The organism is Streptomyces sp. NPDC006326, from assembly GCF_040612915.1.
Classification (GTDB): domain Bacteria; phylum Actinomycetota; class Actinomycetes; order Streptomycetales; family Streptomycetaceae; genus Streptomyces.
Map to the genome: position 1 here is coordinate 20,815 of NZ_JBEXRC010000050.1, position 21,036 is coordinate 41,850.

At 72.3% G+C, this 21,036-nt stretch carries 22 protein-coding genes; 12 read left to right on the plus strand and 10 right to left on the minus strand.

Annotation, left to right across the window (positions count from 1 at the left end; genetic code table 11):
• Window positions 1-81: 81 nt before the first annotated feature.
• Complete coding sequence (locus tag ABZ128_RS29660; RefSeq protein WP_356852236.1) at window positions 82-984, plus strand: FAD binding domain-containing protein; 903 nt, start codon at window positions 82-84, stop codon at window positions 982-984.
• Here the strand turns inward: ABZ128_RS29660 and ABZ128_RS29665 are convergent.
• Both ABZ128_RS29665 and ABZ128_RS29670 read right to left on the minus strand, forming a co-directional pair.
• Window positions 950-1,429, minus strand: a complete 480-nt coding sequence (locus tag ABZ128_RS29665; protein WP_356852237.1) for a RidA family protein — start codon at window positions 1,427-1,429, stop codon at window positions 950-952. The genes ABZ128_RS29660 and ABZ128_RS29665 overlap by 35 nt on opposite strands.
• A 65-nt stretch (window positions 1,430-1,494) precedes the next feature.
• Entirely contained in the window at window positions 1,495-2,772 is a 1,278-nt protein-coding gene (locus ABZ128_RS29670) for a M6 family metalloprotease domain-containing protein (protein ID WP_356852238.1), read from the minus strand.
• A gap of 318 nt (window positions 2,773-3,090) precedes the next feature.
• Between ABZ128_RS29670 and ABZ128_RS29675 the strand changes: the two genes are divergently transcribed.
• From ABZ128_RS29675 to ABZ128_RS29690, 4 genes are all read left to right on the plus strand, one after another.
• Window positions 3,091-3,786, plus strand: coding sequence for a TetR/AcrR family transcriptional regulator (locus ABZ128_RS29675; RefSeq protein ID WP_356852277.1), 696 nt, complete (start codon window positions 3,091-3,093; stop codon window positions 3,784-3,786).
• An 84-nt stretch (window positions 3,787-3,870) separates the two neighbouring features.
• A complete protein-coding gene (locus ABZ128_RS29680; protein WP_356852239.1) occupies window positions 3,871-5,415 on the plus strand; it encodes an MFS transporter in 1,545 nt (514 codons plus the stop codon).
• 223 nt (window positions 5,416-5,638) lie between these two features.
• Window positions 5,639-6,406: a class III extradiol ring-cleavage dioxygenase gene (locus tag ABZ128_RS29685; RefSeq protein WP_356852278.1), complete on the plus strand. Its 768-nt coding sequence runs from the start codon at window positions 5,639-5,641 to the stop codon at window positions 6,404-6,406.
• A 327-nt stretch (window positions 6,407-6,733) separates the two neighbouring features.
• Window positions 6,734-7,711, plus strand: a complete 978-nt coding sequence (locus ABZ128_RS29690) for a sigma-70 family RNA polymerase sigma factor (protein ID WP_356852241.1) — start codon at window positions 6,734-6,736, stop codon at window positions 7,709-7,711.
• Between the two features lie 131 nt (window positions 7,712-7,842).
• Here the strand turns inward: ABZ128_RS29690 and ABZ128_RS29695 are convergent, their stop codons facing one another.
• Window positions 7,843-8,787, minus strand: coding sequence for a YafY family protein (locus ABZ128_RS29695; protein ID WP_356852242.1), 945 nt, complete (start codon window positions 8,785-8,787; stop codon window positions 7,843-7,845).
• Between the two features lie 62 nt (window positions 8,788-8,849).
• Here ABZ128_RS29695 and ABZ128_RS29700 point away from each other — a divergent pair, with 62 nt between their 5' ends.
• A complete protein-coding gene (locus ABZ128_RS29700; protein WP_356852244.1) occupies window positions 8,850-10,439 on the plus strand; it encodes an MFS transporter in 1,590 nt (529 codons plus the stop codon).
• A 67-nt stretch (window positions 10,440-10,506) separates the two neighbouring features.
• On the opposite strand, the gene ABZ128_RS29705 is transcribed toward ABZ128_RS29700, so the two are convergent.
• Entirely contained in the window at window positions 10,507-11,268 is a 762-nt protein-coding gene (locus tag ABZ128_RS29705) for a DUF6227 family protein (protein ID WP_356852246.1), read from the minus strand.
• Between the two features lie 192 nt (window positions 11,269-11,460).
• Between ABZ128_RS29705 and ABZ128_RS29710 the strand changes: the two genes are divergently transcribed.
• Window positions 11,461-12,102 (plus strand): vitamin K epoxide reductase family protein, encoded by a 642-nt coding sequence (locus ABZ128_RS29710; protein WP_356852248.1) that lies wholly within the window; start codon window positions 11,461-11,463, stop codon window positions 12,100-12,102.
• Between the two features lie 155 nt (window positions 12,103-12,257).
• Here the strand turns inward: ABZ128_RS29710 and ABZ128_RS29715 are convergent, their stop codons facing one another.
• Entirely contained in the window at window positions 12,258-12,668 is a 411-nt protein-coding gene (locus tag ABZ128_RS29715; RefSeq protein WP_356852250.1) for a rodlin, read from the minus strand.
• Window positions 12,669-12,948: 280 nt separating this feature from the next.
• Here ABZ128_RS29715 and ABZ128_RS29720 point away from each other — a divergent pair, with 280 nt between their 5' ends.
• Window positions 12,949-13,422 carry a hypothetical protein gene (locus ABZ128_RS29720; protein WP_356852252.1) on the plus strand — a complete coding sequence of 158 codons (474 nt, stop codon included), beginning with the start codon at window positions 12,949-12,951 and terminating at the stop codon, window positions 13,420-13,422.
• Window positions 13,423-13,591: 169 nt separating this feature from the next.
• The gene (locus ABZ128_RS29725) at window positions 13,592-13,831 is read left to right on the plus strand and encodes a chaplin (RefSeq protein ID WP_356852253.1); all 240 of its coding nucleotides are present in this window, start codon (window positions 13,592-13,594) and stop codon (window positions 13,829-13,831) included.
• Window positions 13,832-13,906: 75 nt separating this feature from the next.
• Here ABZ128_RS29725 and ABZ128_RS29730 read toward each other — a convergent pair whose 3' ends face one another.
• The 5 genes from ABZ128_RS29730 to ABZ128_RS29750 all read right to left on the minus strand — a co-directional run bounded on the left by ABZ128_RS29730 (window position 13,907) and on the right by ABZ128_RS29750 (window position 17,054).
• The gene (locus tag ABZ128_RS29730) at window positions 13,907-14,251 is read right to left on the minus strand and encodes a hypothetical protein (RefSeq protein ID WP_356852255.1); all 345 of its coding nucleotides are present in this window, start codon (window positions 14,249-14,251) and stop codon (window positions 13,907-13,909) included.
• Window positions 14,252-14,416: 165 nt separating this feature from the next.
• Window positions 14,417-15,673, minus strand: a complete 1,257-nt coding sequence (locus ABZ128_RS29735) for a chaplin family protein (RefSeq protein ID WP_356852256.1) — start codon at window positions 15,671-15,673, stop codon at window positions 14,417-14,419.
• Between the two features lie 120 nt (window positions 15,674-15,793).
• Entirely contained in the window at window positions 15,794-16,027 is a 234-nt protein-coding gene (locus ABZ128_RS29740) for a chaplin (protein WP_356852258.1), read from the minus strand.
• A 219-nt stretch (window positions 16,028-16,246) separates the two neighbouring features.
• The gene (locus ABZ128_RS29745) at window positions 16,247-16,657 is read right to left on the minus strand and encodes a rodlin (RefSeq protein WP_356852259.1); all 411 of its coding nucleotides are present in this window, start codon (window positions 16,655-16,657) and stop codon (window positions 16,247-16,249) included.
• Window positions 16,658-16,799: 142 nt separating this feature from the next.
• Entirely contained in the window at window positions 16,800-17,054 is a 255-nt protein-coding gene (locus ABZ128_RS29750; protein WP_356852261.1) for a chaplin, read from the minus strand.
• A gap of 103 nt (window positions 17,055-17,157) precedes the next feature.
• Here ABZ128_RS29750 and ABZ128_RS29755 point away from each other — a divergent pair, with 103 nt between their 5' ends.
• The 3 genes from ABZ128_RS29755 to ABZ128_RS29765 are packed head-to-tail and all read left to right on the plus strand — an operon-like array spanning window position 17,158 to window position 21,036.
• Window positions 17,158-18,330 carry a DUF3344 domain-containing protein gene (locus ABZ128_RS29755; protein ID WP_356852262.1) on the plus strand — a complete coding sequence of 391 codons (1,173 nt, stop codon included), beginning with the start codon at window positions 17,158-17,160 and terminating at the stop codon, window positions 18,328-18,330.
• A 19-nt stretch (window positions 18,331-18,349) separates the two neighbouring features.
• Window positions 18,350-19,528, plus strand: coding sequence for a glycosyltransferase (locus ABZ128_RS29760; protein WP_356852264.1), 1,179 nt, complete (start codon window positions 18,350-18,352; stop codon window positions 19,526-19,528).
• Window positions 19,529-19,530: 2 nt separating this feature from the next.
• Window positions 19,531-21,036 (plus strand): exopolysaccharide biosynthesis polyprenyl glycosylphosphotransferase, encoded by a 1,506-nt coding sequence (locus ABZ128_RS29765; RefSeq protein WP_356852279.1) that lies wholly within the window; start codon window positions 19,531-19,533, stop codon window positions 21,034-21,036.

Consider the following 21,036-nt stretch of genomic DNA (forward strand, 5'->3'; position numbering starts at 1 on the left):
TGCCCTACGGCTGCCCGGTTTGGCGGCGGCGGGCCCGGTCGATGGGACCCGTGACCGCCGGACGACGAAGGAGAGCCCCGCATGGACTTCCTGCGCCCTGCCACCTGGGAGGAGGCGCTGGCCGCCAAGGCCGAGCACCCCACGGCCGTGCCGATCGCGGGCGGCACCGACGTCATGGTGGAGATCAACTTCGACCACCGCCGCCCCGAGTACCTGATGGACCTGAACCGCATCCGGAGCCTGCAGGAGTGGGAGGTCGGCGAGGACGTCGTACGGCTCGGGGCGTGCGTGACGTACACGGAGATCATCGAGAACCTGCGCGCGGAGCTGCCGGCGCTCGCGCTCGCCTCGCACACCGTCGCCTCCCCGCAGATCCGCAACCGCGGCAGCGTCGGCGGGAACCTCGGCACGGCCTCCCCGGCCGGCGACGCGCACCCCGCGCTGCTCGCCGCGGGTGCGCAGGTCGAGGTGGAGTCCGTACGGGGCTCCCGGCTGATCCCGATCGACGCGTTCTACACCGGCGTCAAGCGCAACGCCCTCGCCGCCGACGAGCTCATCAAGACCGTCCACATCGCCACCGCGGACGGCCCCCAGCAGTTCTCCAAGGTCGGTACCCGCAATGCCATGGTCATCGCCGTCTGCGCCTTCGGCATGGCCCTGCACCCCGCGACGCGCAGCGTGCGTACGGGCATCGGCTCGGCGGCGCCCACCCCGGTGCGGGCGGTGACCGCCGAGGAGTTCCTCGCCGCGGCCCTCGACGAGGGCGGCCTGTGGGAGTCCGGCGGGGCCGTCAGCCCTTCGGTCGCCCGGCAGTTCGGGGAGCTCGCGGCCGCCGCCTGCAACCCCATCGACGACGTCCGCGGCACGGCCCGCTACCGCCGCCACGCGGTGGGCGTCCTGGCCCGCCGCCAGCTCGTGTGGACCTGGGACGAGTACCGCGGCCGCGGCCCTACACCCCCATCGGGACGTGCAGTTCGACCGTGACCTCCACCTCCACCGGCGCGTCCAGCGGAAGCACCGCCACGCCGACCGCGCTGCGCGCGTGGATGCCCGCGTCGCCGAAGGCGGTCCCGAACAGTTCGCTCGCGCCGTTGACCACGTACGGCTGGCCGGTGAATCCGGGGGCGCTGGCGACGAAGCCGACCACCTTGACCACCCGTTTGACGGCGGACAGGTCGCCGGCGACCGACGCGATCGCGGCGAGCGCGTTCAGTGCGCACTGCCGGGCCAGGTCCTTGCCCTGCTCCTGGGTGATCCCGTCGCCGACCTTGCCGGTCAGGGGGAGCGCGCCGTCGACCATCGGGAGCTGGCCGGAGGTGTGGACGTAGTGCCCGCTGAGTACCGCGGGTACGTACACGGCGACGGGCGCCGGGGCCGGCGGCAGGGTGAACCCGGCCGCGGTCAGGCGTTCCTCCGGGGTGCTGGTCATGGTCGGACTCCTCGGGGTGGGGCGGGCGGGCACGGTCCGGGCGGGCGGTCAGGGCTCGGGGGACGTCACGGGCGGGTGATCCTGACCTGGAAGCTGCCGTCACGCAGTTCGCCCACCACCGAGATGCTGATGCCGGCCTTCTCGTCGGTGAAGGTCTCACCCGGTCGGAACGGCGCGTCGGACAGTTCCCCGTGCACATTGGGCCGCCGCGTGCAGCCGCCGCTCGCGGCCGTGCTGTCCGCGACCGTCACCGGCCCCCGCCCGGTGTCCACCTGCGAGTCGACCTTGTAGACGAGGACGCCGGGGCGGCAGACGGCCTCGTCGTTGCCGGCGCGGGTGCGCACCTCCACCGCGTATCCGGAGCTCTCCGTCAGCGGCACGAAGGCCAGTTTGGTGCCGCCCTCCACCGCCAGGGAGGTGAGGACGTGGTCGCTGACGCCCGACTTCGAGGCGCAGCTGATCTGTGAGCCGTCCAGCCAGCCCAGCTTCCACTTGTGCCAGCCCAGCAGGTCGTTGTTGGCTCCCCAGTCCTCGCTCATGATGTCCCAGTGGCCGACCGCGCCGCCGCCGTCGGCGGTGTAGAGGTCGGGCAGGCCGAAGACGTGCCCGTTCTCGTGCGGGAGGACCCGGTAGCCGGTCTCCCGGTAGGAGCCCGAGCCGTCGTCCTGCCGGCTGTAGACGAAGGACGTGTTCGCGAGCGGGACCCCGTCGGCGGTGGGGGCGTCGGCATTGCCCGAGAAGGTGACGGACAGGACGGTGTCCAGGGCGGAGGGCCCGGCGTTCGGGGTGACCAGGATGTTGATCAGGTCGTAGCGGCTGAAGTCCACCTCGGAGTCGGCGGCCTTCGCGATGTGCTCGACGAGCTGGCGGTAGCCGGGCTCGTAGGCGGAGCCGCGGCCGATCCCGTACGCGGCGAAGGGCATCGGCATCCGCAGCCAGTTCCGTATCGGGGCCTCGGGGCGGTAGCTGAGCCGGCCGTAGGAGCTGGTGCGGAACCAGTCGGAGGTCCGGGGGAAGAACTCCGCCATCCGGTCCATGGCCGCGCCCTCGCCCTTGGCGTCAGGGAAGTCGATCATCAGGTTCAGTGCCCGGATCTCGCCCGTCGAGCGGGAGTACCCGGGAGGCGTCGGCAGGCCCTCGGACATCTGTACGCCCATCGCGCCGCTGATCCGGCAGGGTGCCAGGGCCGATTCGGCGTTCGCGGCCACCGGGCCGGCCGCGGAGTTGCCGCGTCCGGCGATCCCGGTGCTCGCGGTGGCCGTGATCCCCAGGGCCAGCGCGGTGAGGCCGATGTAGGCGCAGGCGCGGTGATGTCGGCGTATCCGGTGGCGGGTCTGCGACATGGAGATCGCCTTCGGGTCCGCGGCAGCCGGCCGGGCCCGGTCTGCTCTCTGTGCGATCACCCTCTGTCGGCGGCGGCTCACCCGCGCGCCGGGTGCGGCCGAACGGGAACGGGGCGGTGACTCAGGTCACACGGAGGGGTGAAATAAGCGGGGACGCAATCCCCGTTTGCATGAGAGTCCACGAAGCGGGGACCGGCTCCCCGTTTACCGGGGTCCGTCGGACCCCTCCGTACGGCCCCGTACGAGTCCCAGGTCCAGGGAGGCCCCGGAATGAAGCGCTCCGCCACCGCCCCGGCGGCCCCGTCCGCCGCGTCGGCCATGTCCGCCCCGGCGGCCATGTCCGCCCCGGCGGCCCCGGCGCCCACCGCCCCGGCGGCCCCGGCCGTCGAGCGGGTCCCGCGTCCGCGCGCGGACGCCGTGCGCAACCGTGAGCGGATCCTGGTGGCGGCCCGCGAGATGTTCGTGGAGACCGGTTGCAGCGCCCCGTTCGACGAGATCGCCCGCCGGGCGGGCGTCGGCAACGCCACCGTGTACCGGCACTTCCCCGACCGGGCCGCCCTCGTCCACCACGTCGTGCTCTACGTGATGGGCCGGGTGGCCGCCCAGGCCGAGGAGTCCCTCGCGGTCGAGGCGGACCCCTTCGCCGCGCTGTGCCGTTTCACGCACGCGGCCGCGGACGAGCGGATCGGCGCCCTGTGCCCCATGCTCGCGGGGGACTTCGACCGCGAGCACCCCGAACTCCTCGCCGCCCGCGCGGATTTGGAGGAGGCGGTGGAAGCCCTGGTCACGGCCGGCCAGGACGCCGGCCTGGTCCGCACCGACGTCGGGGTCGGCGATCTGATGGTCGCCCTGTCCCAGCTCAGCCGGCCCCTGCCCGACATCACCTGCGTGGACGGAGACATGTTCGTCCACCGTCATCTCCAGCTGTTCCTCGACGGGTTGGGGGCCCCGGCCCGCTCCGTCCTGCCGGGTTCGGCGGCCACGCTTGAGGACCTGAGGCAGAAAACCATGTGACGCCCCGGGGTCGCCCCCGATAGCGTCGAAATCCCGATCAAACACGCTTTTTCAGTCATTCCGCACAGTGAAGTGGGTACCCCCATGCCGAAAACAGCCCCGGCACCCGTCCCGGTGGCCGACCCCAGTCGATGGAAGGCCCTGGTCTTCATCGCCCTGGCGCAGCTGATGGTCGTGCTCGACGCGACGATCGTGAACATCGCCCTCCCGTCCGCCCAGACCGACCTCGGCATCTCCGACGGCAATCGCCAGTGGGTCATCACCGCGTACGCGCTGGCCTTCGGCGGTCTGCTGCTCTTCGGCGGCCGCATCGCCGACAAGTGGGGCCGCAAGAACGCCTTCGTGGTCGGCCTGAGCGGCTTCGCCCTCGCCTCCGCACTCGGCGGCGCCGCCAACGGCGAGGCGATGATGCTGGGTGCCCGCGCCCTCCAGGGTGCCTTCGGCGCACTGCTGGCGCCGGCCGCCCTGTCCCTGCTCGCCGTCATGTTCACCGACGCCAAGGAGCGCGCCAAGGCCTTCGGCATCTACGGTGCGATCGCCGGTGGCGGCGGCGCCGTCGGTCTGATCCTCGGCGGTTTCCTCACCGAGTACCTCAACTGGCGCTGGACCTTCTTCGTCAACATCCCGTTCGCGGTCGTCGCGGCCCTGGGTGCCTGGCTCGTCATCCGCGAGCCCGTCGGCGGGCGCAACCGCGCGCCGCTCGACATCCCCGGCGTGGTCCTCTCCACCCTCGGTCTGGTCGCCCTCGTGTACGGCTTCACCCGCGCCGAGTCGGCCGGCTGGTCGGACCAGGTGACCGTGGCCATGTTCATCGGCTCGGCCCTGCTGCTCGCGGCCTTCGTCTTCGTCGAGTCCAAGGTGAAGTCCCCGCTGCTGCCGCTGCGCGTCCTGCTGGAGCGCAACCGCGGCGGCGTGTACCTCTCGCTGGGCCTCGCCGTCATCGCGATGTTCGGCCTGTTCCTCTTCCTCACGTACTACCTCCAGGTCGTGAAGGGCTTCTCGCCCGTCAAGACCGGCTTCGCCTTCCTGCCGATGATCGCGGGCATGATCACGGGCTCCACCCAGATCGGCGCGCGCCTGATGACGCGGGTCGCGCCGCGGCTCCTGATGGGCCCGGGGTTCCTGCTCGCCGCCACCGGCATGCTGCTGCTGACGCAGCTTGAGGTCGGGTCCTCCTACCCGGCGCTGATCCTGCCCGCGCAGCTGCTGCTGGGCCTCGGCATGGGTACGGCGTTCATGCCGGCCATGTCGATGGCCACGCACGGGGTGCAGCCGGCCGACGCCGGTGTCGCCTCAGCGATGGTCAACACCTCGCAGCAGGTGGGCGGCGCGATCGGCACCGCGCTGCTGAACACGATCGCCGCCTCGGCGACGACCGCGTACCTGACCGACCACGCCGCCCAGGCGGCGGCGGGCGGCCCCGCGGCGAAGCTGATCCAGGCCCAGGCGATGGTGGAGGGCTACTCCACCGCCATCTGGTGGGCGGTCGGAATCCTGCTCACCAGCGCGGTCCTCGCCGCGACCCTGATCACCACGGGCCGTCCGGGCGCGGGTGGCCCGATCGCCTCCGGCGGCCCGAAGGGCGCGGACGCGGACGCCGAGCTCCAGGTGCCGGTGATCGCGCACTGACGGGGCCCGGGGCTGCCGGGAATGACTGATGACCCCGTGTCGTTCAAATTTGAACGACACGGGGTTAGTCTGTTGTCAGGGCCCGGTTCCGAGCCCGTGCAGGCGACCGCAGGCCCGTGCCGACGACACCGCAGGCCGTGCCGACGCAGTCCGCAGGGTCGCGCCGACGTACGAGGAGCACCCCGTGACCACCACTCCGCACCGCAGCCCGGCCCCGGAGCGCATGCCCGCGCTCTACCTGAGCCATGGCGCCCCGCCGCTGGCCGACGACCCGGTCTGGCCGGGCGAACTCGCCGCCTGGTCCGCGGACCTGCCCCGCCCCCGGGCGATCCTGATGGTCTCCGCGCACTGGGAGGAGGCGCCGCTCGCCCTCGGTGCGACCGAGCCCGTCCCCCTCGTCCACGACTTCTGGGGCTTCCCGGAGCACTACTACCGGGTGCGCTACGACGCCCCGGGCGCCCCCGCGCTGGCCGCCTCGGTACGCGCGCTGCTCCAGGCGCCCGGCACGCCGGTCCAGGACATCCCGGACCGCGGCCTCGACCACGGCGCGTACGTCCCGCTGGTGGAGATGTTCCCGGAGGCGGACGTCCCGGTCCTGCAGATGTCGATGCCGACGCTCGACCCGCGCCGCCTGATGGACCTCGGCCGCAAGCTGGCGCCGCTGCGCGACGAGGGCGTCCTCATCGTGGGCAGCGGCTTCTTCACCCACAACCTGGCGGCCCTGCGGCACTCCGGTCCCGGCGTGCCGTCCTGGTCGGCGGAGTTCGACGCGTGGGGCCGCGAGGCCCTGGGCGCCTGTGACGTCGACGCCCTGATGGACTTCGAGGCCAAGTCCCCGGCGGGCCGCCTGGCCCACCCCCGTACGGAGCACTTCGCCCCGCTCTTCGTCACCCTCGGCGCGGCGGACGCCTGCGGTGACCTCGGCCGCCGCACGGACCCGGTGGACGGCTTCTGGATGGGCCTGTCGAAGCGCTCCCTCCAGTTCGGGTGACCGCGCAGGCAACCGGAAGGCGCCGAGCGCCGTCTTCAAGGACGGGAGTGCAGCCACGGCCGGCGCTGTTCCGAGGGGCGGCGCCCGGGTCTCGATCCCGCGCCTGACCTGCACCTCTTCGAGCTCTTACGGAGCCCTGCGGCCCTCGGGGACGCCGACGGCGGGGCAGGATACTGCAAGATCTCGAAAAAGAGGGACCAGCGTGGGAATTCTGTCCCGATTCCAGTCGTTGTTTCCTTCGGCAGGGGCCACTCGGGAGAGTGTCCAGGGACGCACAGCCGCGTTCCAGCAGCCGCACCGCGACCGAACTTTTGCAAGGGAGCACGCATGGCAACCCGCGCCGTCGCCCGCCGTCAGTCCACGGGCAGCGCCCGCGCTGCGGGCGGGGAGATCGCCGACCGCGACCTGGTCGGCATGTACCTGGACGAGATCGCGCGCACCCCGCTGCTCGACGCGGCCAAGGAAGTGGAGCTCTCGCAGATCATCGAGGCGGGCGTCTACGCCCAGGAGATCCTCGACGGCGAGGTGGAGCGCGAGGGGGACTCCCCTTCGCGCGCGGAGCTGGAAGCCCTGGCCGCCGAGGGGGAGCGGGCCAAGGAGATCTTCATCCGCTCCAACCTCCGCCTCGTCGTGGCCGTCGCCCGCCGCTACCCGCGCAGCGGCCTGCCCCTGCTCGACCTGATCCAGGAGGGCAACGCAGGCCTGGTGCGTGCCGTCGAGAAGTTCGACTACACCAAGGGCTTCAAGTTCTCCACGTACGCCACGTGGTGGATCCGCCAGGCCATCACCCGCTCCATAGCCGACCAGTCCCGCACCATCCGCCTGCCCGTCCACCTCGTCGAGGAGCTCGGCCGGATCCGCCGGATCCAGCGCGAGTTCAACCGGGAGAACGGCCGGGACCCGGACCACGCCGAGATCGCCGCCGAGCTCGACTCGACGGAGAAGCGCGTCAGCGACGTACTGGACTGGGCGCGCGACCCGGTCAGCCTGAACATGTCCGTGGACGACGAGGGCGAGACCCAGTTCGGCGACCTCCTGGAGGACACGTCGGCGATCTCCCCGGAGCAGTCCGTCCTGTCCCTGCTGCGCAGCGAGGAGCTGGAGGACCTGCTGGGCAAGCTGGACCAGCGCACCGCCTCGATCATCAAGATGCGCTACGGCATCGACGACGGCCGCGAGCGGACCCTGACGGAGGTCGGCAAGCAGCACGGCCTGACCCGGGAGCGGATCCGCCAGATCGAGAAGCACGCGCTGCTGGAGCTGAAGCGGATGGCAAGCGCGACGGGCTTCGACGCGGTGGCCTGAGGCCCGCGCCCGAGAGTCGGCGCGAGCCCCCTGTACGAGCCCCCGGTGCCTATCCCCCCCAGGTGCCGGGGGCTCCCTCCGTCTGCGTCCGGCACCCGGGCGCCCCCGCCGGGCTACGACCCCCGGCCGGGCTACGACCCGGCCGCGGAGGCCAGTCGCGCAGCCAGCCCCCGCGCCGCCACCGCCAGGAACTCCGGCTCGTGGACGGTGAACGGCACCCCGATCAGCGCCAGCCTGGCCGCCAGCCACTCCGGGGAGTCCCCGCTCTCGAAGCACACCCGGGTACCCGCCGGGTCCGCCACCGCCGCATCGCGCAGCCACGGCGGCAGCGCCTCCGCCCCCGCCCCGAGGACGACCTCCACCCGGTAGGTCTCCGCGCCCCGCACCCCCCGCCGTACGAACTCCTGCGCGTCCATCGGCAGCTCCCGCGGCGCGAACCGGGCGCCCGTCGCGAACGGCTCCGCCACCCGGTCCACCCGGAACGTCCGCCAGTCCTCCCGCTCCAGGTCGTACGCCACCAGGTACCACCGGCTCCCCGTGCTCACCAGCCGGTACGGCTCCACCAGCCGCCGCGACTGCGCCCCGTCCCGCGCCCGGTACGCGAACCGCAGCCGCTCCCGCCCCGCCACCGCCGACGCCATCGTCGTCAGCGTCCGCGGATCCACGCTGGCCCCGTCGCCCCGCGCCAGGGCGACCGTGGCCGACTGGAGCGAGCTCACCCGGTGGCGCAGCCGGCCCGGAAGGACCTGCTCCAGCTTGGCCAGGGCCCGTACGGAGGCCTCCTCCACGCCCTCGACTGCGTGCCCGGCCCCGGCACGCAGGCCCACCGCGATGGCCACGGCCTCCTCGTCGTCCAGCAGCAGCGGCGGCATCGCCGCCCCCGCCACCAGCCGGTACCCGCCCTCCGGGCCCAGCGTGGCCTCCACCGGATAGCCGAGCTCCCGCAGCCGGTCGATATCGCGCCGGATCGTCCGGGCGCTGACGCGCAGCCGCTGCGCCAGCTCGCTCCCCGGCCACTCGCGCGGGGTCTGGAGCAGCGAGAGCAGGGTCAGCAGGCGGGCCGGAGTGTCGGTCATGTCACCAGCCTGCCAGTGCATTAGGACACCAACTGACCTAGATGCCGTCTAGGTTTCCTTCCATGACCACCGAGACGTCCCAGGCATCGCCCGAAAGAAAGAACGGGCCCGTACGAGAAGAGCGGAACTCCCCTCTGCCCGACCACGCCCCACCTGCAGCAGCCGACCCGGCGCCGGCCGACCGCCGGCGCTGGCTCGCCCTCGCGATCGTGATGACCGCGGCCTTCATGGACCTGGTCGACGTCACGATCGTCAACATCGCGATACCCCGGATGCGCGCGGACTTCCACGCCTCCACCAGCGCCATCCAGTGGATCACCGCCGGTTACGCCCTCGCCTTCGCCGCAGGTCTGATCACCGGCGGCCGTCTCGGTGACATCTACGGGCGCAAGCGCCTCTTCCTCATCGGCATCTCCGGCTTCACCGCCGCCTCCCTGCTGTGCGGGATCGCCGCCAACCCCGACATGCTCGTCGCCTCCCGCATCCTCCAGGGCGGCATGGCGGCCATGATGGTCCCGCAGGTCCTCGCGATCATCCACGTCACCTTCCCGCCGAACGAGCGCGGCAAGGTGTTCGGCATGTTCGGTGCGATCGTCGGTCTGGGCGCCGTCTCCGGCCCGATGCTCGGCGCGCTGCTCAGCGAGGGCAACATCCTCGGCCTCGAATGGCGCCCGATCTTCCTGATCAACCTGCCCGTGGGCATCGCCGGCGTGCTCCTCGGACGCAAGTACATCACCGAGTCCAAGGCCCCCAAGGCCCTGCGCCTCGACCTGGCCGGCGTCGTGATCGCCACCCTCGGCCTGGTCATGCTGATCTTCCCGCTCACCCACGGCCGGGAGAACGACTGGCCGCTGTGGGGCTTCCTGTGCATGGGCGCCGTGCCGTTCGTCTTCGCGGCCTTCATCGCCTACGAGAAGTACAAGATCCGCAAGGACGGCTCCCCGCTGGTCGAACTGTCCCTCTTCAAGGTCAAGAGCTTCGCCGGCGGTATCGCCGTCCAGCTCACCTTCGGCATCGCGACCGGCATCTTCTTCCTGGTGTGGACGCTGTACATGCAGATGGGCCTCGGCTGGAGCGCGCTGCGGGCCGGCACCACCGGCATCCCCTTCTCCCTCGCCGTCTCGGCCGCCGCGGGCATCTCGGTGCAGAAGCTCGTGCCCCGCTTCGGCCGCAAGGTGCTCCAGGCGGGCGCCCTGACCATGGCCGCGGGCCTGCTCCTCTACATCTGGGAGTCCGGGCACTACGGCATGGAGATCGCCTCCTGGCAGATGGCCGCGCCGCTGGTGGTGATGGGCGTCGGCATGGGCCTGATCGTCGCCCCGCTCACCGACACCGTGCTCTCCGAGGTCCCGCGCGAGCACGCGGGTTCCGCATCCGGACTGATCAACACCACCGGCCAGATGGGCAACGCCCTGGGTCTCGGCCTGACCTCCGTCGTCTTCTTCGGTCTGATCGACGACGACATGGTCCTCGGGAAGCCCTACGTCGATGCCTTCCACGGCGCGCTGTGGTGGATCGTGGCCGTCCTCGTCGTGATCTTCGCGGTGATGTTCATGCTGCCGCGCAAGGCGCTCCCGCCGGAGCAGCGCGAGGGCGCCACGCAGCCCGACGCCGGGACTGTGCCCGAGCCGGCCCCGGCCTCGGCCGCCTAGGCTCCGCCTGCGTGTCCCCCGACGGGCATGTCCGCCTCCCCGGCGGGCATGCCCGTCGCCCTTCGGCTCACCGCACGCGGGCGCGGTGCTCCATGGCCCCGCGAGCCGCCGCCTCGCTCTCGTAGACCTCGCACATGTGGCGGCCGTCGGGCGTCGCCGTGTGCTCGACCTCCCACAGGCTGAGCTCGCTGCCGTCCAGCAGCACGAACGAGTGCTCGTACAGGCTGAATCCGGCGCCCCGCCCGTCCGGCAGGCACTGCCGGGTGCCGAACGCCTGGGTGATCTGGTGCGCGTACGCCGACCTCAGCAGCAGGGCCACCTGCTCGCCGGGCCGGTCCGCGTTCTCCGCGCGGCGCAGCACCCGCCGGGCGTGGTCCGCGGACTGCTCCACCGCGTACTCCCGGTGCCGGTGGGCCGGGGTGGAGGCCGCGAACAGCGCGCTCAGCTCCGGCGCCTCGCCGTCCGGCTCCTCCCGGCCCGCGGCCGCCGCGGGATCGGCCACCGCGCCGTCCCCGAACAGCCGGGACACGGCCAGGCAGGTCTCCGCCTTGCTCGTGAAGAGCTCGTGCCGCACGGCCCGGTCGCCCGGCAGCCGGTACACCAGCTCCCACAGCGAGGCGGACCCGCCGTCGGCCAGCAGGTAGGTGTGCCGGTGGGTCTCCCGCCACAGTCCCGCCGCCGGGCTGTGGTGGGTGGTGTAGAGCGAAGAGCTGTGGGCGAGCGCCGTACCGAGGCGCTCGACCAACCGGTCGGGCAGGTCGAAGGAGTTGAGGGCGCGGCCCAGGAGTCGCGCGAGGTGCGCCTCGGTTGTCTCGTACGGATCGCTCAAGGTGGGTCTCCAGGCCGTCGCAGCTTGTCACTTCGCGGAAGCACAACGTAACCCCTGGCTCTGACATCACGTCCGGGGTTCGGTAAAACGTCCGGGAAGTACCGGCGGTTCCCGCCACCCCTTCAGGTCAACTTGCAGGGCGAGCAGCATGGTTCGCCCCGGTCTGTGGTGGAGCGCGGGACGATGGGCCGTATGGCAACGAACACCGTGGGCGTCCCCCGCCAGCAGGGCCGCCCCCGCAGACCGCACGAGGACGAACCTGCCGTGGCCCCAAGGGGATTGGCCTGGCTGCTGGTCCTCACCGGCGCCGCCGGAGTGCTGGCCTCCTGGGTGATCACCCTCGACAAGTTCCTCCTGCTGGAGGACCCGGACTTCAAGCCCGCCTGCAGTCTCAACCCGGTCGTCTCCTGCGGCAGCGTCATGCAGAGCGAGCAGGCCGCGGCCTTCGGCTTCCCCAACCCCATGCTGGGGCTGGTCGCGTACGGGGTCGTCGTGTGCGTCGGCGCGGGGCTGCTGGCCGGTGCCCGCTACCGCGGCTGGTTCTGGCTGGGACTGAACGCCGGGACCCTCTTCGGGACCGGCTTCTGCGCCTGGCTCATGGTCCAGTCGCTCTACGAGATCAACGCGCTCTGCCTGTGGTGCTCCCTGGCCTGGGTGGCCACGCTGCTGATGTTCTGGGCGGTCACCGCGCACACCGTCCGCACGGGCCTGCTTCCGGCGCCGCGCGCCGTACAGGGCTTCTTCACCGAGTTCGGCTGGGCCCCGCCCGCCCTGCACACCGGTGCGATCGGGATGCTGGTCCTCACCCGGTGGTGGGAGTTCTGGACCGGCTGACGGCGTCCGCATCCGCGTACGCGACGCGGCCCGCGGCCCGCGGTCCGCGGTCCGCACACGGCCGAGGGCCCCGGCAGCCGGTGGCTGCCGGGGCCCTCTTCACTTCGCTCCACGGGCGGGTGGCCCGGCCGCAAGAAAGGGGGGAGGAGTGAGGATCAGCTGCCCTGCGAGAGGTTGCCGGACAGGACCGGGATGTTGTCCAGGATGTGCGAGAGCGGCTCGTCGCCCTTGGCCTGGGTGGAGTTCTCGGTGCACTGCTGGTTCTGCGGGTTGGACAGGACGTTGACGTCCTGGACCCCGATGTTGAGCAGCGCCAGGACCGACTGGACGTTGACCTTCGCGGGCAGGCCGATGCAGGGCTTGTTCAGGGTGCCCTGGACGAGGCTCAGCTGCGGGCTCAGGTCGCCGTTGGTCTTCTGGTTGCCGTAGATCTGCTGGGCACCGTTGCCGTTGACGGTGTTGATCCCGTTGTCGTTGCCGATGGCCATGGCCGGGGCCGCAACAGCGGCGCTCGCGCCCACGGCGGCGGCGGTGACCGCGGCAGCAGTCATGATCTTCTTGAGCATCATTGGTCCTTTTGTCGCACGAGTGCCCGCTAGTGGAGCGCCCTGGTCAACTGGGCTCTCCGAGGGTTGGTTCCGCTCCTTCACTCAAACGGCGCGATCGTGGCGGTCTTTTCCCCGGCCCGGGTGAGGCGCCCCCGGACGCCTGCGCGAAGCCCGTACGCAGCCCCCATCGGAGGTGCACGCCTTCAAGATCCTGTTGCGCTCCGTAGAAGGTGTTCTCACGGTGGGTAAGGAGGCGGATCGCTCGGGTCCGCTCCTGTGCGACCACGAAGGAACCCCCATGCACCGCACGAAGCCGTCCCGTATCCGCGTCCTTGTCCCGTCGGTCCTCGCGGCCGTCATACTCGCCGGCGCGGCCGCCCCCGCAGGCGCCGCGGACGGTGGCGGCAGCGCCGCCCTCGACAGGCGAGTGGCGGCGGCGCAGCAGGAGATCAACCGGCAGGCGGCCGCGGCCGGTCCGCTCGACGACCTGCTGGCGGGCATCACCAAGACCCTGGACGACCTCCTGAAGAGCCTGCAGACCCTGCTGCCCGGGGTGACGCTGCCACCGATCCAACTGCCCACCCTCCCGGACCTGCCGGAGATCCCGGAGATTCCCGAACTGCCCATCGCGATCCCCGACATCCCGATCCCGGCGATCCCGGAAATCCCCGAGATCCCAGCGATCCCGGTCTCCAAGCCGGCGCAACCCGCCCCGGCGGCCCCGGTGCTGGCGCCGGTGAAGATCGTGCCGGAGGTCCCCCGACTGCCGTGACGGAGGCCGGAGGGCCGTGGAGGGCGGCCGGAAAACCGCTCGTGATTACGACTATTGAGCTGAACAGGTCTGATTACGCGCGGAGCCGTGTCCCCATGGGAGGCTGGACCGTTTCGCTCGGTGTGAGCCCCGGATCGGGGCAGAACATCGAACAGAAGGTGCACTTCCCATGAACTCTGCCAAGAAGGCCGCCCTGGTCCTGGCCACCGCTGGTCTCGCTGCGGCCGGTGCCGCCGGCTCCGCCCTGGCCGACTCGACGGCCGAGGGCGCGGCCGTGGGTTCCCCCGGCGTCATCTCCGGCAACCTGGTCCAGGTCCCGGTTCACGTCCCGGTCAACGTCTGCGGCAACACCGTGAACGTCATCGCCGCGCTGAACCCCGCGTTCGGCAACGCCTGCGTCAACGACTGACGTCAGCGTTCCACGTGACTGTGGGCGCCACCGGCCTGACCGGTGGCGCCCACAGTGCGTGTCGGGGGCGGGCGGTCAGTTCGCGCCGCCGTTGAGCTTCACACCGCCGAGCAGCGGGGAGGCCTGGGTGGCGCCGTTCGCCAGGCCGAGCAGCTCGCCCGGCGCATTGTTGCGGAACTTGTTCACCTGCTGGGCGGTGACCAGCACCTTCTCCACGGTCTGACCCTGCTCGGCGAGGCCGTTGCCCAGCGTCTGGGGAAGCGACTCGGTGACGGGAGCGAAGGCGTTGATGGCGTCCGTCGCTCCGCTCGTCACGCTCATGGGCGGCATCGCGCCGGCCTCGGCGGCGAAAGCGGGGGCGGAGGCGCCGAGCGCGGCAACGGAGCCGGCGACTACTGCAGCGGCCTTCGAGAGCTTCATATCGAAATCCTCTTCTTTCATGGACAGAGGCGTCAGCGGCGACCGTCGCGCCGCTTTCGCCCTGGTAACGATTCCCCGCGGTTGCGGAAACGCGTACGGCAACGGCCGGAGAATCCACCAGGGGACTCTCCGGCCGTTATTTCTTCTGATTACCGGTATTGCCGGTCAGGTGTTACGGGACCTGCGGTAGAGAATCGCGCCGCCCAGTACGAGGGCCGTCGCGAGGGCCGCCGCGGCTCCGGGCTGACCCGCGCCCGTCTCGGCCAGCGCCGGAGCGGTGACGTGCGCCGGAGCAGGGGCCGGGGCCGGGAGGGGGGCCGGGGCGGGACGCGCCGGAGCCGGAGCGGGGAGCGGCGCCGGCGCGGGAGCCGGCCGGACCGGCATGTCACCGGCCGGTGCGGCCGGCGGCTGCCCGGCGGGAGGGACCACCTCGGGCGCCGGCCGGGCCGGTGCCGGGTGCTCCACGACCTGGCTGCCGCGCGGAGGCGCGGGGGCGGGCGCCTCCTCCACCGGCGCCGGGGCGGGGAGCGGCCGCGGCGCTTCCTCGACCGGGGCGGGGGCCGGGAGCGGCCGCGGCGCTTCCTCGACCGGGGCGGGCGGCGGTGCGGGCGCCTCGTGGACCGGCGGTGCCTCCTCGACGGGAGCGGGCGGGGGCGCGTGCTGCGGGGCGGGGCGCGGAGCCGGGCGGGGAGCCGGCGGGGCCTGGTGCGGGGCGGGGGCCGGGAGGGTGTGCGGGTGGTCGTCGCACTCCTCCTCGTGCGCTCCGGAGCCGCCGTAGCCGCCCTCGTGGCGGGTCTCCTGGTGCCGGGGCTGCTCGTGGCGGGGCTGCTCCCGGCGGGTCTCCTCGTGCCGGGGCTGCTCGTGGCGAGGCGCCTCGTGGCGGGGGGCCGCATGCCGGGGGGCGGCGTGGCGCGGAGCGGCGTGCCGGGGTGCCGGGTGACGAGCCTCCTCGTGCCGGTTCTCCTCCGGGCGGCTCTCCTCGTGCCGGCTCTCCTCCGGGCGGCTGCCCTCGTCCTCCTCGCCCCCGTACCCGGACTCCTCGTGCTGCCGGGTGGGCTGCGCGTGCCGGCCCTCGCGCTCCTGGAGGTAGCGCTCGAACGCCTCGGCGTGCTCGGGGCTCAGGTAGCGCTCGTACGCGTGGTCCTCGTGGCGGTCGTCGGAGCCGGTGGTGTTGACGCACGTGTTCCCGAACGAGGGGTTCAGCGCCGCCCCGCCGTCGACGCTGTTGCCGCACACGTTCGGCGAGAGCGTGACCGGTACCGAGACGCTGTTGCCGGACAGTACGCCCGGCGAATGCGAGGCCTCGGCCATCGCCCCCGGGTGCGCGTAGGCCGCGCCGGTCGCGATCGAGAGCAGGCTTGAGGCGGCCGCCGCCGTGAGCACCCCCTTGCCCAGTACCTGTCGGCTCAGTACCTGTCGCATGGGTCCTTCCCTGTCTACCGGCTCTGCCGCCGGTGCTGAATCGAAGGTGGCCCCGGAGTGCACCGCCGTGCACTCCGAGGCCACCCCGAGGAGGTTGCCCTTGCGGGCACCGGCGCTGCGTCAGTCGTTGACGCAGACGTTGCCGAACGCGGGGTTCAGCAGCGCGATGATGTTCACGGTGTTGCCGCAGACGTTGACCGGGACGTGGATCGGCACCTGGACCAGGTTGCCGGAGAGCACGCCGGGGGAGCCGACGGCCGCACCGTCGGCCACCGAGTCGGCCATGGCGGGGGAGGCGGCACCGGCGGCCATCAGAGCGCCGGCGGCCAGCACCACTGCCTTCTTGTACGTCATTTGATTTAGATCCTTCCCGCAGCGGCTTGTCCACTGCAGAAATAACAACGAGCGGGTCCGGGAAAAGAAACCGCCTATTTCGGAGGGCGGCTACCCAATTCGCCCCGGCGGGCCGGTCGGCCGAAATTCACCGAGTGATTTATCGAGAATGTGCGGGCCGACAAGCGGCGAGGCCGCCGCGCCCGGGGGTGCGGCGGCCTCGCGGGGTGCGGGGCGCGATCAGCTGCCGGCGGAGATGTTGCCGGAGAGGATCGGGATGTTGTCCAGGATGTGCGAGAGGGCCTCGTCGCCCTTGGCCTGGGTGGAGTTCTCCGTGCACTGCTGGTTCTGCGGGTTGGACAGGACGTTGACGTCCTGGACCCCGATGTTGACCAGGGCGAGCAGGGACTGCACGTTGGCCTTGGCGGGCAGGGCGATGCAGGGCTTGTTGAACGAGCCCTGGATGAGCGCCATCTGCGGGCTCATGGTGCCGTACGTGGCCTGGTTGCCGTAGATCTGCGCGGCGCCGTTGCCGTTGACGGTGTTGATGCCGTTGTCGTTCCCGATGGCCATCGCCTGCGGCGCCATGGCGGCGCCGATGCCCACGACCGAGGCCGCAACCGCTGCCGAGGCCATCATCTTCTTGATCATTCTCGTCCCTTATTTGCAGGATTGCCCGGTACTTGAAGCACCCGGATCAACGGCCGCGCCTCGGCGGGGTTGCGTGGATTCACCCGGATGCCGACGTTTCGGGCGCCGTGGTTGACGGTGAGGCGGGGAGGGGGCGGGGCGGTCAGCGGTTGACGCAGACGTTGCCGAAGGCCGGGTTCAGCAGTCCGATCACGTTCACGCTGTTGCCGCAGACGTTCACCGGGATGTCGACCGGGACCTGGAGCAGGTTGCCGCTGACCACGCCGGGGGACTGCGCCGCGACGCCTTCCGCGGTCGCCCCGTCCCCGTCGAGCGCGGAGGCGAGGCCGGCGCCGCCCAGCAGCAGGGCGGTGCCCGCGACCGCGGTGGTGGTGCCGCGCATCAGCTTCTTCTTCATCTCCGCATTTCCTTTCCGTTCGAACGCCGGTCCACCCGCATAACGACTCGCCGCCTGCGAGGGTGCGTGCCATCGCCCAAAAGGCCGTACGAGCGAGTCCGGCGTGATTTCCGGCCCGATATCTGCCAAAGTTCACTCCGGTTTTGTCCCCTTGATCGAAAATGGAGACGGGGTCATGGGTTCCTCCCGCAGAATCCTCGGCACGCTCGGCCTGCTGTCCTGCCTCGCACTTTCGGTCAACGCTCCCGTCGCGGGCGCCGCCCCACCGGAGCTCGGGGAAGCGCCGAAGATCCCTTTCACCCAGCGTTACCAGGCCGTGCAGCACGGAGGGCTGGTACGGGCCTCCAACTCGTCGATCGCGTGCCGGCGGGAGGAGTCCCCCGAGGCCGAGCCGTGCGCCGACGTCAAGCAGGGTGCGGCCGGGGTGAACGGCGACTTCGAGATGTTCTACAGCGAGGTCGACAAGGACCCGGACACCTACAACTCCACCCGGGCCGAGCTGAAGGTCCCGGAGGGTGCGAAGGTGTCGTACGCCCGCCTGTACTGGGGCGGAAATCTGCGGGTGGGCGAGCAGAAGCCGCCCGAGGACAACGGCCGGGTGCTGGTGGCCGAGCCGGGTGGGGCCTACAAGGAGGTCCTGGCCGACACCGTCATCGGCCACCGTACGGACGCGGACAGCGACGCCTACCAGGCCTCGGCCGACGTCACCCCGCTGGTGCGCAAGGGCGGCGCGGGCATGTGGACGGTCGCCCAGCTCAACATCGCCATGGGGCACTCCGCGGTGGGGGCCTGGGGCGGGTGGACGCTGGTCGTCGCCTACGAGCACCCGCAGGAGCCGCTCCGCAGGATCTCGCTGTGGGACGGCTTCGAAGGGATTGCCGAGCGGGCCGCCGGGGCCTCGGGCGACACGGTCGAGCTCAACGGCCTGGACGTCCCTCCGGGGGCGGCCGGGAAGGCCGGGGTGGTCGCGTACGACGGGGACCGCGGGGCCCTCGGGGACTCACTCACGGTGACCGCGGACAGCGGCCGCCGGATCAGCGTCAGCGATGCTGAAAATCCTTTTAATGATGTTATGAATTCCACGATCACGGAATTCGGACGTCCCTCGTTCGTGCGACAGCCCGAACACATCAACAATCTCGGATATGACGCGGACGTGTTCGACCTGAGTCCCGCCCTGTCCGGTGGCGCCCGCAGCCTGAACTTCAGGTTCACGGGCGAAAGCCAGGGTCAATTCCTCGGCGTGCTCTTCGTTCAGACAGACGCGCGCCGCTGAACGTAGGAGACCGCTCCGCGTGCCGACACAGCATTCCCCCCTGACCGTCCTCCATCTCGTCCAGCCCGTGGACGGCGGCGTGGCCCGCGTCGTCGTCGACCTCGTCCGCGCCCAGTCCGCAGCCGGACTGCGCGCCGTCGTCGGATGCCCGCGCGGCGGCCGCCTCGGCGACGACGCCCGCGCGGCCGGGGCCGAGGTGGTCACCTGGCGCGCCGGGCGGGCGCCCGGCCCCGAACTGCCCGCCGAGGTGCTCGGCGCCCGGCGGGTGATCCGCCGGGTCGGCCCCGACGTCCTGCACTGCCACAGTGCCAAGGCCGGGCTCGCCGGGCGGCTCGCCGCCCGCGGCCGCGTGCCCACCGTCTTCCAGCCCCACGCCTGGTCCTTCGACGCCGTCGGCGGGGGCACCGCGGCCCTCGCCCTGCGCTGGGAGCGGTTCGGGGCCCGTTGGGCCGACCGGGTGCTCTGCGTCAGCGAGGCCGAACGCCGCGCGGGCGCCGGCGAGGGGGTCGCCGCCCACTGGTCGGTCATCCGCAACGGCGTGGACCTCGACCACTTCCGCCCCGGCGGACCGGACGGGGAGGCGGACAAGGCCCGGGCCCGCGCCGAACTGCCCTGGCCCGCCGCCGTCCAGGGCGACGGGCCGCTCGCCGTCTGCGTGGGCCGCCTGTGCCGGCAGAAGGGCCAGGACGTACTGCTCCAGGCCTGGCGGGAGGTCCTCGGCAACCTGCCCACCGCCCGTCTGGCACTGGTCGGCGACGGCCCCGACACCGAGCGGCTGCGCCGCGCCGCGCCGCCCGGAGTGCTCTTCGCGGGCGCCGCCCCCGACATCCGACCGTGGCTTCGGGCCGCCGATCTCGTTGTACTGCCGTCGCGGTGGGAAGGCATGGCGCTCGCCCCGCTCGAAGCCATGGCCTGCGGCCGACCGGTCCTGGTCTCGGACGTCAGCGGTGCCCGGGAGAGCCTGCCGCCCGGCCAGGGACGGCTGTGCCTGGTGCCGCCGGAGGACCCGACGGCCCTGGCCAAGGCCCTGGGACGGCTGCTCGCCGAACCGCGGCTGCTCGCCGCACTCGGGGAGCAGGCCGGGCAGCACGCCCGGACCGATTTCGACGTACGGCGGACCACGGAAGCGGTCACCGGTCTGTACCACGAACTGCTGGGCAGGCCCCGGCCCTCTAACCAGGAGCGCATCAGCCGATGACGATGGACAGCGCACCCGCCCGGCACACCGGGCAGAGCGGCACGGGGCCCGCCGGCGGCAGCGCCGGCACCGCAGCCGTCCGACGGTCCGTGACCGCCATCCACCCCCCACGCCGGCCCGACGCCGACCGGGCCCGGCCGCTCGTCCGGCCGCAGCGGGGCCGCCCGCGCGACGGCGTCCTCCCGCTGCTGACCGCCGACGCGCTGGCCACCGCAGTCACCACCGCGGCCCTGCCCGCCCCCGCCCTCCCGGCCGCCGCGGCCGGACCGATCGCCGTACTGCTGGCCCTGCTGCACGCGCAGGCCGGGCTCTACCGGCCGCGCCTCGCCCCCTCCGCGCTGCGCGAACTGCCCGTACTGGCCGGGCGGTCCGCCGTCCTGTGGTGCGGGACCGCGGCGGTCGTCGCCGCCGTCGCCCCGCGCCAGGCCCTGGGCTGGGCGGCGCTGCTCACCGCCGTCTGCGTCCAGGCCGTACTGGCCTGCGCGGCGCGCGGCTGCGTCAACCAGCTGCGCCGCCGGTCCGCCCGGCGCAAGCCCTCCTCCGCCCTCGTCGTGGGACCCGGCGCCGGGGCGAGCGCCGTCGCCGCCGCCCTGCACGGGCGTCCCGAGTACGGGCTGCGGCCCGTCGGCCTCGCGCACACCGGGCCCGCCGAGGAGGGGAACGGCGGGGTGCCGGTGCTCGCCACCCCGGAGGACATCCGCCGCGCGGTCATCCAGAACTCCGTGCGGCACGCGGTGTTCACCCGCCCGCCGGAGGCCGACGAGCGCACCGCCTCCCTGGTCCGGCTCTTCCACGACCACGGCTGCCGGCTCTGGCTCGCCGACCCGGCCGGAACCGCCAAGGTCACCGGGATGCGGGTCGCCCAGCCCGAGGACCAGCTGTGGGGCTACGCCGTGCAGCCGCTGCTGCCGCGGCCCGCCCGGCCGGTGGAGCGCGGGCTGAAGCGGGTGATCGACGGTGCCCTCGCCGCGCTCGCCCTGATCGCCGCCGCGCCCGTGATGGGCCTGTGCGCCCTGGCCGTACGGGTCTCCGACGGGCCCGGTGTGATCTTCCGGCAGGAACGGGTCGGTCTCTACGGGCGGCCCTTCACGCTGCTGAAGTTCCGCACCCTGCGCGCCGACGCCCACGAGTCCGCCACCCGGTGGACCGTCGCCGGCGACCACCGGATGAGCCCGGTCGGCTCCTTCCTGCGCAAGTCCTCGCTGGACGAGCTGCCGCAGCTGTGGAACGTCGTGCGCGGCGACATGAGCCTGGTCGGTCCCCGGCCGGAACGCCCCTACTTCGTGGCGAAGTTCGCCGCCGTGCACCCCGGCTACGAGGCCCGCCACCGGATGCCCGTCGGCATCACGGGCCTCGCGCAGATCAACGGCCTGCGCGGGGACACCTCCATCGAGGACCGGGCCCGCTTCGACAACCACTACATCGACACCTGGTCGCTGTGGCAGGACCTGTGGATCCTGGCCCGCACCGCGGCCTCCTTCTTCCGTTTCCGGCTGGGAGGCAGCTGA